This is a genomic window from Pseudomonas sp. Irchel 3F3, assembly GCF_900187545.1.
Taxonomy (GTDB): Bacteria; Pseudomonadota; Gammaproteobacteria; order Pseudomonadales; family Pseudomonadaceae; genus Aquipseudomonas; species Aquipseudomonas fortuita.
On record NZ_FYDS01000002.1, the window covers coordinates 539,522 to 556,562 of the forward strand.

The 17,041-nt window shown below is 62.9% G+C and carries 13 protein-coding genes; 3 read left to right on the forward strand and 10 right to left on the reverse strand.

Going from position 1 to position 17,041, the window contains the following annotated elements; translation table 11 throughout:
* Positions 1-88: 88 nt before the first annotated feature.
* The 7 genes from CKW35_RS05920 to CKW35_RS05950 all read right to left on the reverse strand — a co-directional run bounded on the left by CKW35_RS05920 (position 89) and on the right by CKW35_RS05950 (position 8,049).
* Positions 89-1,765 carry a DUF1302 domain-containing protein gene (locus tag CKW35_RS05920; RefSeq protein ID WP_016486843.1) on the reverse strand — a complete coding sequence of 559 codons (1,677 nt, stop codon included), beginning with the start codon at positions 1,763-1,765 and terminating at the stop codon, positions 89-91.
* A 71-nt stretch (positions 1,766-1,836) separates the two neighbouring features.
* On the reverse strand, positions 1,837-2,925 hold the full coding sequence (locus tag CKW35_RS05925) for an MBL fold metallo-hydrolase (protein ID WP_095115408.1): 1,089 nt from the start codon (positions 2,923-2,925) through the stop codon (positions 1,837-1,839).
* On the reverse strand, positions 2,918-4,783 hold the full coding sequence (locus tag CKW35_RS05930; protein WP_016486841.1) for a long-chain-acyl-CoA synthetase: 1,866 nt from the start codon (positions 4,781-4,783) through the stop codon (positions 2,918-2,920). The genes CKW35_RS05925 and CKW35_RS05930 overlap by 8 nt, the downstream gene beginning before the upstream one ends.
* Before the next feature lie 25 nt (positions 4,784-4,808).
* On the reverse strand, positions 4,809-5,882 hold the full coding sequence (locus CKW35_RS05935) for an alkene reductase (RefSeq protein ID WP_016486840.1): 1,074 nt from the start codon (positions 5,880-5,882) through the stop codon (positions 4,809-4,811).
* 9 nt (positions 5,883-5,891) lie between these two features.
* Entirely contained in the window at positions 5,892-6,521 is a 630-nt protein-coding gene (locus CKW35_RS05940) for a nuclear transport factor 2 family protein (protein ID WP_016486839.1), read from the reverse strand.
* A 5-nt stretch (positions 6,522-6,526) separates the two neighbouring features.
* Complete coding sequence (locus CKW35_RS05945) at positions 6,527-7,300, reverse strand: SDR family NAD(P)-dependent oxidoreductase (RefSeq protein ID WP_023049051.1); 774 nt, start codon at positions 7,298-7,300, stop codon at positions 6,527-6,529.
* A 14-nt stretch (positions 7,301-7,314) separates the two neighbouring features.
* Entirely contained in the window at positions 7,315-8,049 is a 735-nt protein-coding gene (locus CKW35_RS05950; RefSeq protein ID WP_016486837.1) for an SDR family NAD(P)-dependent oxidoreductase, read from the reverse strand.
* A 227-nt stretch (positions 8,050-8,276) separates the two neighbouring features.
* Here CKW35_RS05950 and CKW35_RS05955 point away from each other — a divergent pair, with 227 nt between their 5' ends.
* The 3 genes from CKW35_RS05955 (at position 8,277) to CKW35_RS05965 (ending at position 12,671) form a co-directional block, all read left to right on the forward strand.
* Positions 8,277-9,611, forward strand: coding sequence for an MFS transporter (locus CKW35_RS05955; protein WP_016486836.1), 1,335 nt, complete (start codon positions 8,277-8,279; stop codon positions 9,609-9,611).
* 17 nt (positions 9,612-9,628) lie between these two features.
* Positions 9,629-10,459, forward strand: coding sequence for an alpha/beta fold hydrolase (locus CKW35_RS05960; protein ID WP_016486835.1), 831 nt, complete (start codon positions 9,629-9,631; stop codon positions 10,457-10,459).
* A gap of 82 nt (positions 10,460-10,541) precedes the next feature.
* On the forward strand, positions 10,542-12,671 hold the full coding sequence (locus CKW35_RS05965) for an FAD-dependent oxidoreductase (RefSeq protein ID WP_095115410.1): 2,130 nt from the start codon (positions 10,542-10,544) through the stop codon (positions 12,669-12,671).
* 47 nt (positions 12,672-12,718) lie between these two features.
* On the opposite strand, the gene CKW35_RS05970 is transcribed toward CKW35_RS05965, so the two are convergent.
* From CKW35_RS05970 to CKW35_RS05980, 3 genes are all read right to left on the reverse strand, one after another.
* Complete coding sequence (locus CKW35_RS05970) at positions 12,719-14,101, reverse strand: DUF1329 domain-containing protein (RefSeq protein WP_256583367.1); 1,383 nt, start codon at positions 14,099-14,101, stop codon at positions 12,719-12,721.
* 89 nt (positions 14,102-14,190) lie between these two features.
* Positions 14,191-15,879, reverse strand: coding sequence for a class I adenylate-forming enzyme family protein (locus tag CKW35_RS05975; RefSeq protein ID WP_016486832.1), 1,689 nt, complete (start codon positions 15,877-15,879; stop codon positions 14,191-14,193).
* A 4-nt stretch (positions 15,880-15,883) separates the two neighbouring features.
* Positions 15,884-17,038, reverse strand: a complete 1,155-nt coding sequence (locus CKW35_RS05980) for an acyl-CoA dehydrogenase family protein (protein WP_016486831.1) — start codon at positions 17,036-17,038, stop codon at positions 15,884-15,886.
* Between the last annotated feature and the right edge of the window lie 3 nt (positions 17,039-17,041).

Genomic DNA, 17,041 nt, shown 5'->3' on the forward strand with positions numbered 1-17,041 from the left:
CCACAGGTGCCGTGGCGAGTGATCGTCCATTTTGACTAGAACAGCGGCCAGCGTCAGGGTTGACTCACACCTGACGCCGGCGCGCTAATCAGAAGCTGTATTTGACCGAGAATGTACCGTAGTCGCGGTCTGCCAGCAGGCGCTTGACCGGGTCAGCGTCGCCCAGGTAGCCGGTAACCCGCAGGGCGACTTCCAGGTTGCCCAGGTACTTGAAGGTGGCGCCCAGGCTCAACCGGCGATCACCCTGCAACCCGGAGATGGTCCCGGCCATCGGCGTGGCACCACTGAACACGTTGGAGAAGTTCACCGGCACTTCCAGGTCCCAGCCTTCGAACACGCCCGGGTAGCTGAAAGACGCACCCAGGGTGTAGGCACTGGCAGTCTTGCTGCGCCAGCCAGTCGAGGTCTTGTAGGTGTAGTCGTCGGACGGTTGCACCAGCGGCCGCATGGACGGAATCAGGCTGTTGCCTAAACCCAGCAGGTTCGGCGCGGCCGAGGCTTCGTCCACGCTGTCGACACGCACATGCACGATCTCGGCGGTAAGCGAGGTCTGGCTCGCCCAAGGCCGGTCACCCAGAATACGGATCGCCGACAATTGCATTTGCTGGCCCTTGCCACGCGCAGGCGTGGGGCCAAGGCCGGTGTTGACCATCACTGGAGCACCGTCGCGATACGACCACTCGCCACCGATCTGGGTCTCGCCGATTTTGGTCGAGGCACTGATCCCGGTCAGCTTAATGTCTTCAAAGTAGGTAATGCGGTAGCCATCTGGCGTGCCGAAGAACACGCCTGGCCCGGCCGGGACGGCCCGGTAACCCACCAGGGCAGTGGCTGGGTTCTTGTCATGATAATTGACATGAAACAATGACAGTTCCAGGGCGGGCACGGGTCGAAAGCGTATCTGAGCCCCCCACTGACCGCTGTCACGCGGTTCATCGGTGCCCTGGTAGTTGATGCGCGTACCATTGGCCCCGATGAGAAATTCTCGTCCTGGCCCGACCACATCGCTGGTGGACAGGTAGCTGCCCACCGGCGGCAATTCCGTGCCCATCCATTCGTATTGCACGTAAGCGCCCAAGGTCCACTGCGGGTTCAAGCGATACGACGCCGACACCTGGCCGACCGGCAACAGCACTTCCTTGACCTCGACCCCGGGCTGCGCGGCCTTGACCGCATCGGACGGGTTCTGTACACCACTGACGCCGGGGTAGAACAAGCTTTCGCCCCACGACTCGATATGGCGCCCGGCCTTCACATCGAGCATCGAACCATTGTCAAAGCGCCAGCCGCTGAACACATAAGCATCGAGGAACTTGCTGCGCCCGCCGCTGTAATATTTGGTGTCGCTGGTGAACTCGTTATGGTCGCCAGCCTTGTTGACCGTGCCCGGTGAGTCGTTGTCGTTGGAACGATGGTAAACATCATCGTAGAAGGTACTGGCGCGCAGCACCCCGCCGTAGTTGTCCTTGCGCACGATCATCTCGGCCAGGGCGCCGATCCGGTTGGTCACCAGGCTGCCCTTGTCGAAGTTGCGATCGCCATCATCGGCGTTGGGTGTCAACAGTTTGCTTGACGGGTTCGACAGGCGAACCCCCAGGCCGTAGCTGGTGGTCACCGTCCAGTCGATTGTCGTGCCGTTGTCGAACTCGATCGTTTCACCAGACCATGCGGGTGTGCAAACCAATGCGGTTGCCACCACCAGACCCGATAATTCGAAACCCGATACAGCTGGGCCAGCACCATATTTGTTGTTTTTATTAGTCACACTGCCTCTCCGATTAACGACCTGACGGTCGCGCAAAAGTGCAAGAACACCACTCGTTAGCCTCAGCCCACTCACAGCTGCCCTAGCACCGACTGAACGTTGACACCCTCGGGCGTGCGCCCGTAGCGGAACACGCCGGCTGTTTCTTCACGCACCAGTTGCCCCTGCGCAATCAGGTAATTGACATGCGCCAGGGTCTCGCCAATCGCCATCAATTCATCGAAGCGCCCCTTCACCTTCGGAAACAGCTCGGCCATCAGCTCCACGGCACTGCGCGGCGCGGTGCAGGCGGCCAACAGTTGCTGCAAGTGCCCCAGGTGGTGCGCGCGCAGTTGATCAAGGCGCAGATGCAGGTTGTAAAACGGCCGTTCATGCGCCGGTAGCACCAGCACGCTATCGGGCACCTCCCGCAAGCGCTCGACCGAATCCAGCCAGTCGCGCAATGGGTCGGCATCGGGCTCGGTGACCTGCACGCAGACACTGGAGGTGATGCGCGGCAGCACCTGGTCACCGGAAATCAACAGGCCGTCCTCGGCGCAGTACAGGCAGGCATGTTCGGGCGAATGGCCGCGGCCGATCAGGACCTGCCAACGGCGCCCGCCTATCACCAGTTGTGTGCCTTCACTCAGGCGCCGGAAACTGGTGGGCACCTCTGGCCGAAAGTGCGCGGAGCCCAGCAACGGGAACAATGCTGCGGTCTGTTCCTGGTTGAAGCCTGCGCGCTGGTAATGCTGGTAAAACGCCCAGCTAGTGCTGGTGTCACCTGGCGCGCGCAGCTGGTGCATCGCCTGATATTCACTGGCGCTCATGAACACCGGGCAGCGGAAGCGCTCGGTCAACCAGCCGAGCACCCCGACATGGTCCGAGTGAAAGTGCGTGCAGATCACCGCCAGCAGCGGCAAACCACCCAACACCGTCACAAACAGCGCTTCCCAGATGTCGCGGGTCTGCGTGTTGTTGAGCCCGGTATCGACCGCCATCCAGCCCTCGCCGTGGCGCAGCAGGTACAGGTTGATGTGGTCAAGCCCGAACGGCAGCGGCATGCGCAGCCACAACAGCCCTTCGGCAACCTGCTGAACCTCGCCATTGGCTGGTGGCTGCGGCCAGGGGAAGCGCAGGCCTGCGCGCCATTCGTGCCCCTGGGCATCCAGGCTACTCACTGACGTCACCCGCAAAAGCGGCCAGGCCAATGCGCCTTAGCACGTGGGTGCTGTACGGCACATAGCTGCGGCTGCTTTCGTCACGGATGAACAGCGGGTCGCTGAACGCCGTCGGCGCGTAGCCCTGGCGCTGCAGGTCGACCTTGCGCAATTTGAAGGTGCTGGTCAGGTCAGCCGCCGCTGACACCCGCACGAACACCGGCGCCGCATAGCGTGGCAAACGCACCTCGGTCAGCGCATAGAACGCTTCAGGGTCAAATGGCTGGCCAGGCTGCATCAGCACCGCCGCCATGCCGGCGCGCCCCTCTTGCCCGGGCACCTGCACACCGTAGATGTTGATCAGCTCGAGCCCGGCAAAATCCCCCAGCGCAGCCGCCACCTCCAGGGTGGAGACGTTCTCGCTCTTCCAGCGAAAGGTGTCACCGATGCGGTCGATGAAGTACAGGTAGCCGTCTTCGTCATAACGCAGCAGGTCGCCCGAACTCCAATAGGCATCCCCTGGGCGCAAGACATTGCGGCGGATCTTGCTGTCGGTTGCCTCGGCCGAGGTGTAACCCTCGAAGCGGCCGCCGCCGATCTGCGGGTGGTCGATGATCAAGCCCAGGGCTTCACCCACTTCACCCACTTCGCAGAGCTGGTAAAAACCGTGCTCGTCGCGTGGATGGCTGTCGGTTTCAACGTCATAGCGCACCAGGCGCAGGTTGCTCTTGTCCCAGAACGGTATGCGCCCGCAGGCGCCCACATAGTTGTCGACGTTGACCACGTTGGTATTGGACTCGGTAGAACCCCAGCCCTCGAACACCTGGATCGGCCCGAAACGCTGCACCCAGTTCTGCCAGGTCTCGCGCGTCAACCCGGCGCCGAGCATGCAGCGCAGGCCATGGTCGCGTTCGCCGGCCGCCTTGGGCTGGTTGAGCAGGTAGCGGCAGATCTCGCCGATGTACTGGAACACGCTGATGCGGTGCTCGCGCACGTCCTTCCAGAATTCGCGGACGCTGAACTTGCGCCGCACCACGATCGCCGCACCTGTTTTCAGCGCGGTTGACGTCACTGAAGTGGCCGCTGCGCCGTGGTACAGCGGCAGGCAGCAATAGAACACATCGCCGGGCGTGGTCTGCAGAGTGACTTCCATGATGTCGCCCGTCGACATCCAGCGCATATGGCTGTAACGCGCGGCTTTCGGCAAACCGGTGGTGCCCGAGGTAAAGATCAGCAGGCTCGGCGACTCGGCGCGCAGGTCGGCACGCAGGTCACGCGGGAATGGCGTGCACGGGGCATTGGCCAATGCTTCGGCCAGGCCGGTGTCAACCTGTGCAGGCATTGCCCCGGCCCACGCTTGCTCGGCTTCTTCGACCAGCAACAGCGGCAGCGGCGGCAGGCCTTCGGTTGCCAGAACGTTGCCCAGCACTTCCTCGCCGACGAGCATCGCTTTGGCGTCGATTGCCTCCAGCGCGTGCACCAGCGGCCGGCCACTGACCTGGGTATTGACGAAGCCCACCACCACACCGAGCTTGACCAGGCCAAACCAGCAGCAGAAAAACGCCGGGCGGTTCTCCATGGCCAGCGCGCAGACATCGCCGGGGCGCAGGCCACGGGAATGAAATACGTGAGCCAGTTGGTCGGCCCGGGCGTTGACCTGGGCGTAGCTCAAGCGCTGATCGCCATAAATGACGAAAGGCCGCTCGCCGTGGCGTTGCGCCTGTTCTTCGAGGCGATCCGCCAGGGTATAGCGATCCGCAGGTTTGATCCGCGCGGCAGCTTCGGCCCGGCGATCAAGGATGGCCTGGGTTTGTTCGCGGGGCACAACCCCGCGATCAACACTGGACAGCAGGCTTGCGTTGTTATTGAAATTGTTCATCCCTACCTCCGATAAAACCGGCTGTTCATGCAGTCGCCTGGGCGTGGGTCGGATAATCCGAATAGCCAGGCGATCCTTTCGTATAGAGTGTCTTGCGGTCGAAACCGGCTAGGGGCAGGCCGGCACGCAGGCGTTCGACCAGGTCCGGGTTGCCGATAAAGTGGCGGGCGAACGACACTGCGGCGCCCTGCCCAGCTTCTATTGCCGCAGCGGCCGAAGGCCCGTCGAAACCGTCATTGAGGATCAACCCGCTGCTGCTATGGCTGCGCGCCAAGGCAAAGGCATCCAGTGTGGCCAGCGGCGAGCGCATGATGTGCAGGTAAGCCAGGCCAAGCGGCTCGACTTGCTCACACAAGGCTTGTGCAGTGCCGGCCGGGTCAGCGTCGCTGATGTCGTTGTAAGGGTTACCCGGGCACAAGCGAAAACCTACGCGCCCCGAGCCGATTGCCGCCGCCATCGCGGCCAACACCTGGGCCGGGAAACGCACACGGTTGGCTGCTGCGCCACCATAGCCATCACTGCGCTGGTTGCTGCCGGACGCCATGAACTGCATCGGCAGGTAACCACTGGTGCAATGCAGCTCGACCCCTTCGAAGCCGGCTTCGCGGGCGTTCAGGGCTGCGCGCCGGTATTGCTCGATCACGCGGTCAATGTCCTCAAGGCTCAACGCCTGAGGCTCATCGGTATCGACCAGGCCGGCCCCATCGCAGAACACCTGGGTGCGGGCGCGTATCGCCGATGGGGCGACGGTCCGTGCCCCCGCCGGTTTGTTTTGCCAACTGGCGGCGCGGCCCACGTGCATCAACTGCAACACCATGCGCCCGCCGGCATTGCTCACCGCGCGGGTGATCTGGCGCCAACCCTCGATCTGCGCGCTGTCGTAAATGGCCGGTGTGCGGCAATAGCCCAGCCCCTCGGCTGACGGTGCGGTGCCTTCGGCAATGATCAGCCCGGCACTGGCGCGCTGGCGGTAATAGTCGACCATTTCAGCTGTCGGCACGGCCTGTACGCTGGCGCGGCTGCGGGTCATCGGCGCCATGACAATGCGGTTGCTCAGCTCCAGCTCACCCAGGCGCAGGGGTTCAAACAATATGCTCATCGCGAGTCCTCAGCGCACACGAATCTTCGGTGCCGCAGCACCGCGTCGCAGGGTGGCTAGAAAGTGCTCAAGGGGCGCGGCCGGGGCAACATCAGGCAGTTGCTCCTTGTCCGGGCGCCGGGCCCAGAACTCGGCCCACGACGGGAACAGGTCGTGGAAGCTGCCGGCATAGGGTTCACGCCCTGGCCAGCGCATCTTTCGCTCGCCGATCGGCGGCTTGTTGAGGTCGCTGGCGTACCAGTAGCACGGCAGGCGGCGACGGAAGTACCAGCGGCCATCGATGCGCTGGTAGTCATCCCAATAAAGCATTTGCATGGTCACCCACTCGGGGCCGGTCTCATGCTCGTTCTTGGAATACACCACGCCAACAGCATTGTCGGCGTCAAGCAGTTCGATGATGTGCTGGCCCAGGTGATGCGAGGTACCGCTGAACTGATCGCGCAAGGTGGCATCGACCCACGCTTTCAGATGCGCACGGCCAGTCTTTTCGCGGCCAACGCGGATGTCTTCGGCAAACAGATTGACATGGGCATCGAGGTCGCGCATGTCCAGCGACAGCGAGTACTTGGCCGCCAATTGACGAATTTCCTCAATCGACTCAAGCCGGTCGATGCGTGCCAACAACGTGTTCGGTTCCATGCTCATCACTCCAGCACCGTGTAGAGTTCCGAGCTGCGCCCGCCATCCACCGGCACACACGCGCCGGTGATATAGGACGCTTCGTCGCTTGCCAGGAACAGAATCGCGTTGGCTACCTCCTGCGCCTGGCCGATACGGCGCAGCGGGATCAGTTTCTCGGTGTTGCCACGGGCCTTGGCGTCGGCCAGCATGCTCGCGGTTGCCGGGGTTTCGATGACGCCCGGGACCACCACGTTGCAGCGAATCCTGTTGGCCGCCCCTTCGCTGGCTGCAGCTCGGCTGAAGTTGATCACTGCGGCCTTGGCTGCCGAGTAGCCGGCCATCCAGGGCGTACCAAACAACCCGCAGATCGAGGCGATGTTGACGATGGCGCCGCCGCCTTGGGCTTTCATCAGCGCCATGGCCGTGCGCGTGCCCCAGAACGTGCCGTCCACGGTGGTGCGGAAGTTGGCGTGCCAGTCGCCCGTGCTGGTGCTGTCGATGGCACCCCAGGTGTAGGCCATGGCGTTGTTGACCAGGATGTCCAGGCGGCCATGCTGCTGCGCTGCGGCCTCGATTGCGCCGACAAAGGCTTGCTCGTCGCTGACATCGACGACCTGCCAATGGGCCTTGCCACCTGCTTCGCGAATGGTGCTGGCCACAGCTTCCAATGGCGCCTGATTACGCCCGCAGAGCACCACGGTGGCGCCCTCCTGGGCAAAGCGTCGGGCGGTGGCGGCACCAATCCCGGAGCTGGCGCCGGTAATGAAGGCGATCTTGCCTTGAAGTCGTGTGCTCATTGCCTGCTCCCGGTTCAAATGAAGGCCATGCCGCCGTTGACGGCGAGGTTCTGACCGGTGATGAAGCTGGCGTCGGAACTGGCCAGAAACACGGCGGCGCGGGCGATCTCATCGACCTCGCCCATACGGCCTAAGGGGATTGCCTTGAGCATGCCCTGCAGCCACTCATCGGGGATGTCGGCCATCATCGGTGTGTTGGTCGGGCCGGGCACCAAGGTGTTGACGCGGATGCCGCTGGCGGCCAGCTCCCGCGCCATGCTGCGGGTCAGCCCCATGACGCCGGCTTTGGCCGCGCAGTAATGGCTTGGGCCTTCGCCAGTCATCGCGGCGGTGCTGGAAATATTGATCACCACGCCCTGAATGGCGTGCTTTTGCATCAGCCGCACCGCTTCACGGCTGCACAGGAAGGTGCCCGTGAGGTTGACCCCAATGACCCGCTGCCAATGCGCGTCCGGGGTGTCGACAAAGCTGTCGACTGAACCGACACCGGCGTTATTCACCAGGATGTCGAGGGCGCCGAAACGGGCTTCCAGCCTGTGCATCGCCGCCGCCACCGAGTCGCTGTCGGCGACGTTGCACGCCAGCGCCAGGGCGTGCTCACCGAGCCCTTCGATCGTCTGCTCGGCAGCCTGCAGGTTGATGTCGACCGCCACCACCCGCGCGCCGGCCTCGGCAAAGCGCTGGGCAATCGCCCGCCCCATGCCTTGCCCGGCGCCCGTGATCAGGGCCACTTTGTTCGCTAACTTCATCGTTGATCTCCCGCAAGCCTTGGCTTCCCCGATCACCGGCACAACGCGCTGGATGATCGAGCACGGGACAAATCATTAACCCTGTACAAAACCGCAACATCGTCCGATAAGACTACGCAGCCGCGCTTGCCCGCTGTGCCGCAAGCAAGTGGTCTGAATGGACGATGTGCCCGAGCGTGATCGGCGCCACGCTCCTGCTCACTAGAACAAAACCGGGAGCACCCGTCGTGAACTCTTCCAACCGCGTTACCTGGCGTAGCCACTACGCACTGTTCGTGCTGGCCGTGATTTACATCTTCAACTACATCGACCGGCAGTTGATGGCGATCCTGATCGAGCCGGTCAAGGCGGAGTTCGGCATTTCCGACACGGGCATCGGCCTGCTCTCGGGGGTGACATTTGCGGTGTTCTATACCCTGTTCGGCTTCCCCCTGGGCCGGCTTTCCGACCGTATCGGGCCGAAACCGGTTATCGCCGCCTGCTGCATTGCCTGGAGTGTGATGACCATGGCCTGTGGCCTGGCCACCAGCTTCTGGCTGCTGGTGTTGGCGCGGATCGGCGTAGCCGTTGGTGAAGCGGGCGGCACGGCGCCTTCGGTGGCGATGATTTCGCAGCTTTACCCAGCAAAAAATCGCTCCACTGCGCTGTCCATCCTGATGCTTGGCTCAAGCTTCGGCGCCATATTCGGCCTCGGTTTTGGTGGCTGGATCGCCCAGCATTATGGCTGGCGCTCGGCGTTTGTGATCATTGGTCTACCGGGCATCCTGCTGGGGCTGCTGCTGTGGCTCACGGTCCGTGCGCCGAAAATTGCCAGCGAAGTGCAGACCAAGGTCGAAGTCATTCAAGAAGGCTGGGCGAAGACGGTGGCCAAGCTGATGGAAACCCCATCGTTCCTTTGGCTGGTGCTGACCGGCGCGTCCAGCGCCATCGCCGGCTATGCGATTGGCACCTGGAGCCCGAGTTTCCTGATCCGCTCCCACGGTTTGAACCTGCAGGATGCAGGTTTTCTGGTCGGCGTAGTGGGCGGCAGCGGTGCCACCTTCGGCACTCTGGCCTGCGGCATAATCTCCGACCGCATGGCTCGCCGTGATGCCGGCTGGCAGATCGGCGTCCCGCTGCTAGCCACCCTGGTCAGTATCCCGTTCGCATTGGCGTACTTCCTTTGGCCAACCGGCATTCTGTTCCATCTGGGCAGCACCCCGGTGCCGACGGCATTCCTCTTCTATGCAGGCTTTGCCTTCTTTGGTACCTGGTGGGCGACCCCGTGCCTGGGCGCCGTCACACATTTGTTCCCGGCTGCGCGCCTGGCCCAGGCAACTTCAATCTTCGTCATGGCCATGACCCTGCTGGGTGTCGGCGTTGGCCCGCTGTTGATCGGCGTACTCAGCGATCTGCTCGCCCCGTCCCTCGGCACCGAAGCGCTGCGCTACGCCCTGGCCGCCTCCATTTCGATGCTGATGCTCTCGACCGTATTCCTGGGCATGGCCCTGCCCCGCTACCGCGCCCAACTGCAGCGATCGGCTGCACCGACTGCCACCCCTGAAAATGCCGTAACTGCCTGATCAATGGAGATTCGAAGATGTCAGAACAAGACCTACCGTTGCCTATCGGCCACTTCGTCACCCTCGACAACGGCCTGCGCCTGCATTACCTCGACGAAGGGAGCGGCCCCGTCGTGGTGTGGTTGCATGGCAGTGGCCCGGGCGCCAGTGGCTACAGCAACTTCAAGGGCAACTACCCCGACTTCGTTGCGGCCGGCTTTCGTAACCTGGTGATCGACCTGCCCGGCTTCGGCCGTTCGGACAAGCCCGACAACGTCCAGTACAACCTGGATTTCTTCGTCAACGCCGTGTCCGGCTTGCTCAAGGCCCTTGAAGTGCAACGTTGTACCCTGCTCGGCAATTCCCTGGGTGGCGCCATCGCCATTGGCCTGGGGCTGGCCGAACCGCAATTGCTCGACAAGCTGATCCTGATGGCCCCGGGCGGTGTCGAAGAGCGCGAAACCTACTTCAAGAAGATCGGTATTCAGCGCATGGTCGAGCTGTTCAATGCCGGCCCGCTCGACATCGACAAAATGCGCCAGATCATGAGCCTGCAGCTGTTCGATGCCTCGCAACTGCCCGACAGCCTGCTGGCCGAACGCGTTGCCGTGGCCAAATACCAGCCGCACTGCCTGTTCTCGACCATGATGGTGCCGAACATGACCGAGCGCCTCGAGGAGCTGCGGGTACCGATTCTGGGGTTCTGGGGCACCAACGACAACTTCAACCCGGTCGGTGGCGCGATGAAAGTGCTCGACAACGCCCCTGACGCCCGCTTTATTCTGCTCAATCGCTGTGGACATTGGGTTCAGGTGGAGCACCGTGAGTTGTTCAACCGTTCCTGCCTCGAGTTCCTGCGCCAAGCCTAGTCGTCGTACGCAACGTACCTTGCGACAGCAGCAACCTGGCCGCTGTCGTATCGACTGGCTTCTACCAAGGGCTGACATAACAATGACAAAACTCTCCCACTTGCTTGCGCCTGGCCGCATCGGCCCCCTTCAACTGCATAATCGCATCATCATGGCGCCCATGGGCTCCAACTTCGCCGAATCCGACGGGCACTGTGGCGAACGTATCCAGGCCTACTACGAAGCACGTGCCGAAGGCGGTGCCGGGCTATTGATCATGGGGGTGTGCGCCGTCGCCTTCCCGGCCGGTACCGCCGAGCCGTACCAGGTCGGTGTCTCTTCTGATGAATTCATCCCGGGCCTTGCCCAACTGGCTGAACGCGTGCACAGGCACGGTACAAAGATCGCCATGCAGCTGCAGCACGCCGGCAAGAACGCCATACGGGACATGGCTGCGGGCCGGCCACTGTGGGTGCCGTCGTTGCCCCCGGCCAGTACCTCCGACATGATGCAGGCCTTGACCCCGGAAGAACTCGCCTCCTTTGTCAGCGCCGTACGCGGTCGCAAAGGCAGGATCGAGATGCGGGTGATGGACCAGGACGACATCGCACAGATGGTCGAATGGTTCGCAGCCGCTGCCGAGCGTGCACATCGCGCCGGGTTCGACGGTGTGGAAATCCATGCCGCGCACAACTACATCATCGCCGGCTTTTTATCGCCGTATTACAACCGCCGTGAAGACGCATACGGTGGCACAGTGGAAAACCGTGCGCGCTTGCTGCTTGAGGTCCTGGCCGCCATACGGGCGCGGGTTGGCACCGGCTTTGGCGTCTGGCTGCGGCTGGATGCCGAAGAACTGCTGACCCCCGGTGGCATCACCCTCGACGATGCCAAGGCGGTTGCTCGCCTGGCTGAGGGCGCCGGCGCCGATGCAGTCAGTGTCTCGGCCTACGCCATGACCAGTAGCGGCGTGGCCTTTACCGAAGCGCCGCTGGTGCAAAAGCCCGGGGCTTTTCTCCAATGGACAGCGGCCATCAAGCAATGCGTAAGCATTCCGGTGATTGCCGTCGGGCGTATCGAACCAGAAACCGGCGACGCCGCGATTGCCGCCGGCCAGTGTGATTTCATCGCCATGGGCCGCAAGTTGCTGGCCGACCCACAATTGCCCAACAAACTGCAGGCCGGTGAGCTGCAGGCCATTCGACCGTGCATTTACTGCTACGTGTGTGTCAGCCAGATCTTTATCAACGAGCGGGTCAAATGCGCGGTCAACCCGCAAACCGGGCATGAAAGCGAGCGCGTCATCACTCCGGTTGCAGCCCCGCAACATGTGGCGGTGATCGGCGGTGGCCCGGCGGGCCTGGAAGCCGCGCGCGTGGCGGCCTTGCGCGGCCATCGCGTGACGCTGCTCGAGCGCAGTGACCGCCTGGGCGGCACCCTGTTCTTTGCTGCCCTCGCCTACCCCGAAAACGGACGCCTGCTCGACAACCTGCTGTACCAGGTGCGGCAACTGCCCATCGATGTACGCATGGGCAGTACGGTGGATGCAGCCTTGCTGCGCGACCTGGGCGTCGATCAAGTGATTGTGGCCACCGGCGCACAGCGCGCCGCACCGGGCATCCCAGGCGCCGAGCAGGATCATGTCTGGAGTGGTGATGAACTGCGCCGGCTGATGACCGGCGACCGTGCCGAAGAGATCGCCCGGCGCAAGCTGTCGCTGACGCAACGCACCCTGATGAAGGCCGGCAACCTGATCGGCGTCACCGACAGCACCGACGCCATGCAAAAGCTGTCACGCGTGTGGATGCCCCTGGGCAAACGCGTGATCATTGTCGGCGGTGGGCTGGTGGGGCTGGAACTGGCGGAGTTCCTGATTGCACGTGGGCGTCAGGTGTGTGTGCTGGAAAACAGCGGCCACCTGGGCCGGGAACTGGCGATTGTGCGGCGTTGGCGGGTGCTGCATGGCATCCGTGTGCACGGTGGGCAGCTGCTGACCGGGGTGAGCGTTACCGCCATCGACGGTAACCGCGTGCGCTATCAGACAGCCGAAGGTGAAGCTGCCGAGGTGCGCGGTGATTCGATGGTGCTGGCCAGTGGTGCGACGCCTGATACCCGCCTGAGCGATGCACTGAGCAGTGCCGGGTTGAAGGTCGTCAGCATTGGTGACTGTCAGAGCCTGGGTTACATCGAAGGCGCCATCGCCGCCGGCAATCGCGCTGGGCGAGAAGCCTGAAGCCAAAAAAACCCCAGGTTCTACCTGGGGTTTTTTTGGCTTTGTCGTTACCGCCCCATCGCCCTCGCCGCATCGGCGGTGTACATGTCCGGGGTGAATTTGGCTTCGTTGAGAATCGGTCCTTTCTTCGATTCGTTGGTCATGGCGTAGCCGGTGTACTGGCCCGAGTTCAGGTCCATGAAGAACTGCGAACCGGCCTGCCAGGCGCTCATGTCCGGGTGGTAGTAGTAGTTGATCATCGCGTGCTTCCACAACGCACCACGGCTGTCATAGTTGTTCGAAACCACCGCGTTCCAGGTGTCTTCGTCAATAAACAGCACACGCTTGCCGTATACATGGCGGTAGCCTTCTTTCAGCTTGGCCTCAAGCACCCACACACGGCGCAGCTCGTAGCGCATGTAGTCGGGGTTGGGGTGGTTGGGGGTAAGCATGTCGGCGTACTTGATGTCACCGGTATTGGGTTTGAAGGCGTTGGCCGGCACGTAGACTTCGCGCTTGCCGATCAGCGTCCAGTTGAAGCGCTCGGGCGAACCGTTGTAAAGACGGTCTTCGTCAACCGTCATGGTCCCGTTGGTGCCGATCATCGGCTGATCGTACCCGTAGCCAGGCAGTTGCCGCACACGCCGGGTAGACGGGCTGTAGCTCCAGGCCTGGCGAGGGTTGGCGAGGAAGTTATAGGGCTCTTGCGAAATACTCACCACACCGTTGTCGCGCACCGGCTTCAAGGTGGTGTTCCAGCTCATGGCTTGTATCTGGCCTTCGGTTTTTGGCTCGACGGTCGGTGAGTTGGCTTGCGAGAGGTTGCGCGCATAGGCGCGGCCCCAGCCGATGCTGCCGTTTGGCAACACCGAAGCCAGGTCGCTGACCTTTTCTTCGGTGTAGGCCCGTGCCGGCAACTGGTGATTCCACAGCAGTTCCATGCCGTTTTTCGGAATCGGGAACGGGACTTGGCCAATCCCCTCGATGCCCATGCCGTCGTCGACCAGCTTGGCGCTCAAGGCGTTCTTCATCGCCCGCTCGCAGACGTAGTCCGGGTAACGAAAGTCCCGATGGCCCGGGTAGATGTTCATTTTGTAGGTGGTGGGATAGCGCTTGAGCAGGGCCTTCTGGCCTTCGGTCAAATGGCTCTCGTACTGGCCCATGTTCTGCGCGGTGATCACCAGGATGGGCTTTTCGTTGGCGTAAGGGTCGACCGGTTGATCGCCAGAGAACTTCACATGGTTCCAGCCCGGCACTTCGCCAAGGTACTTGCCGGTGTAGGGCGGAATGGTACCCTCGGCATTACCGGCTTTCTCGGCACCGACACAGGTCAGTTCCTTGCCGAGTTTGGCAGCCTCTTCAGGCGACACTTGCGCAAGTGCGTTGCCTTGCAGGCCGACATTGGCGGCCACTGCAGCTACGAACATCACGCCTTTTGTTGTTATTTTCATCGGTTGGCTCCTTCGCAGACCAGGACTACTGGGGTACCTCCATTGTTCCTGATCTGCGGGGGAGTACATCGTCCGGAAAGACTAATCAGTCAGGCGCCGACCAATGATTCCTTCAGTTGCGCCTTGATCACCTTGCCCGACGCATTACGCGGCAGCGGATCGCGGCGCAGGTGTACCTCGGCTGGCACCTTGTAGGCCGCCAGGCGCTGGCCGATAAAGGCGCACACTTGCTCCGGGGTAGGCGCTGGCTGCAGTTCGCTGCGCAATACCAGGGCCAGGCGCTCGCCCAGTTCCTCATCGTCCAGGGCAAAGGCGGCCGCCTCGGTCACGCCAGGCATTTCGCAGATACACGACTCCACTTCACTGGCGGATATCTTCTCGCCCGCCCGGTTGATCAGGTCCTTGGCACGGTCGGTGATGTACAGAAAGCCCTCGTCGTCCAGATGGCCAATATCACCGGTGTCGAGCCAACCGTCGCGCAAGGTCTCGGCACTGGCTTCGGGCAACAGCCAGTAGGCGCTCATCAGGGTCGGCGAACGTAGCCAGATCAAACCGCTGCGCCCCGCGGGTAGCGGTGAGTACGGGTCCGGGCCGATGCATACATCTACGATCGGCAGCGGCCAGCCCACCGAGTCGGGCTTGTAGACGAACTGATCGCCGCCCACCGCGGCACCGATGCCGTTGCTTTCGGTCAAGCCATAGCCACTGCCGCCAATCGCATGGGGCTTGCGCTTGCTGATGTGCGCCAGCAGCCGGCTGGAAGCCACCGCCCCGCCCAGGCCGAGGCCGTACAGGCTGTCGCTGTCGGTGCTGGCAAACCGCGGCGAGCCAAGCAATTGCTGCATCATTACCGGTGCGCCGTTGAACTGGGTGCAGCGCTCGTCGCGAATCAGGTCGAAGGCTTTGTCCACGTCCCATTTGTACATCAGCAACAAGCGCCGGCCGCTGCGCAGCCCCAGCAAAAACTGGGCGTGCAGGCCACTGACATGGAACAGCGGCACCGCCATCAGGTTGGTCGGCGCCAAGCCGCTGGCGATTACCGCCTGGATACGCTCGGGCGAACTCACGGCGCAGAACGCCGACTGGAACTCCAGCGCGGCCAGTGCCTGGCAAATGGCCCGATGGCTGGACAGCACGCCCTTGGCCCGGCTGGTGGTGCCAGAGGTATAGAGGATAAGCGCCGGGTCAGCCGGATTGATCTCGATGGCCGGCAGCGCCAGCAGCGGCCCCTGGATCAGATCTTCGAAACGCTGGCAGTTGGCCGATAATGCTTGCCCCGCCGGCATGCCAACCACAATGCTGACCAGTCGCTGTGCGAGCAGATCGCTGGTCAGCAATTGCAGGCGTTGTTCGTCACAGACCAGCACCTGCGCACCGCTGTCTTGCAGGCCATGGAACAATTCGTCACGCAGGCCCCAGCTGTTCAACGGCACGCACACCGCGCCACAACGCTGCACCGCGACAAAGGCCACCAGCCAGGCAGGCTGATTGCGCATGGCAATGGCCACTCGATCACCCTGCTTTACCCCGAAGCGCTGCGCCAGTTGCGCAGCCAGGCGGTCGACCTGATCGAAAAAGCCGGCGAACGTCAGCCGTTGCTGCTCCCACACCAGAAACTCACGGTCACCGTGCGCACGGCCCGCATCGATGGCTTCGAGCAAGTTCGCAGGTGCATGGCGAAAATACCGCAGGCCGTCGTTGGGCGAAGACACCACCTCGAACGGCGAACCAGGGCCAATCAATTGCTGCCAGGCGTTGCGCCACTGTTCCAGCTTCATGTTCTTAGCTCTCCAAAGACGCGAAAGCGGCGTAGCGCGCGCACTGGAAGTCACTGTCACCCAGGCACGCCTGGGCCACGCGAATCCGCTTGAGGTAAAGGCCGACGTCCAGCTCATCGGTGACACCGATGCCACCGTGCATCTGTACCGCCTCATTGCTGACCTGGGCGGCCACCTCGCCGGCCTTCCATTTGCCCAGGCTCACCAGCCGCCCGCGCTCGGCCGCGCTCAACGCGTTGTCATCGAGTGCGGCCAACGCCGCCATCACCGCGCTGCGGGCCAGCTGCAACTCCACATGCAAGCGCGCGGCCCGATGTTGCAGGGCCTGGAACGAACCGATGGGGACATCGAACTGCACGCGGGTCTTGAGGTATTCCAGGGTCATGGCAAACAGTTGCTCGGCAGCGCCGAGCAACTCGGCGGCCAGGCAAGCACGTCCCCGGTCCAGCGCCTCGTCCAGCACCGACCAAGCCCCACCGAGCGTACCGAGCAAAGCTTCGCTGCCCACTTGCACGGCACTCAGACGCAGCCGCGCGCAATTGCGCGAGTCGATCAGCGTCAATGCGCTGACCTGCAAGCCCGGGGTGTTCGCCGGGATCAGGAATGCACTGATGCCCTGCTTCTCACCCGCGCGGCCACTGGTGCGCGCCGCTACCAGGTAGGCATCGGCGCCCAGGCCATCGATGACGAAGAATTTCTCGCCATCCAGACGATAACCACCAGCCTCGGCCGTCGCCGTCAGTGCCGTGTGCTCAGGGGCATGGCGCGGTTTTTCATCCAGTGCCAGGGCCAGGCGCCGCTCGCCACTGATCACCGCCGTCAGCCACTGGTCGTGTTGCGCCGCGCCGCCAGCCAGATGGATCAGCGAGCCACCGAGTACCACACTGGACAACAAGGGTGAAGCCGAGAGGTTTCTGCCCATGGCCTCGAAAATCGGCCCCAGGCCCATGCAGCCGAATTCAAGCCCGCCCAACGCCTCGGGAAATGGAATGCCACTCCAGCCCAGACCCACGGCTTCTTGCCACAGCTGCGGGTCATACCCTGGCACGCTTGCCTCGTCGCGCAGGCGCCGCTGCGCCGCCACCGGGCTGCGCGCCGCGAGAAATTCGCGGGCGCTGTCGGCCAACAGGCGTTGCTCTTCGCTATACACCAGACTCATGTT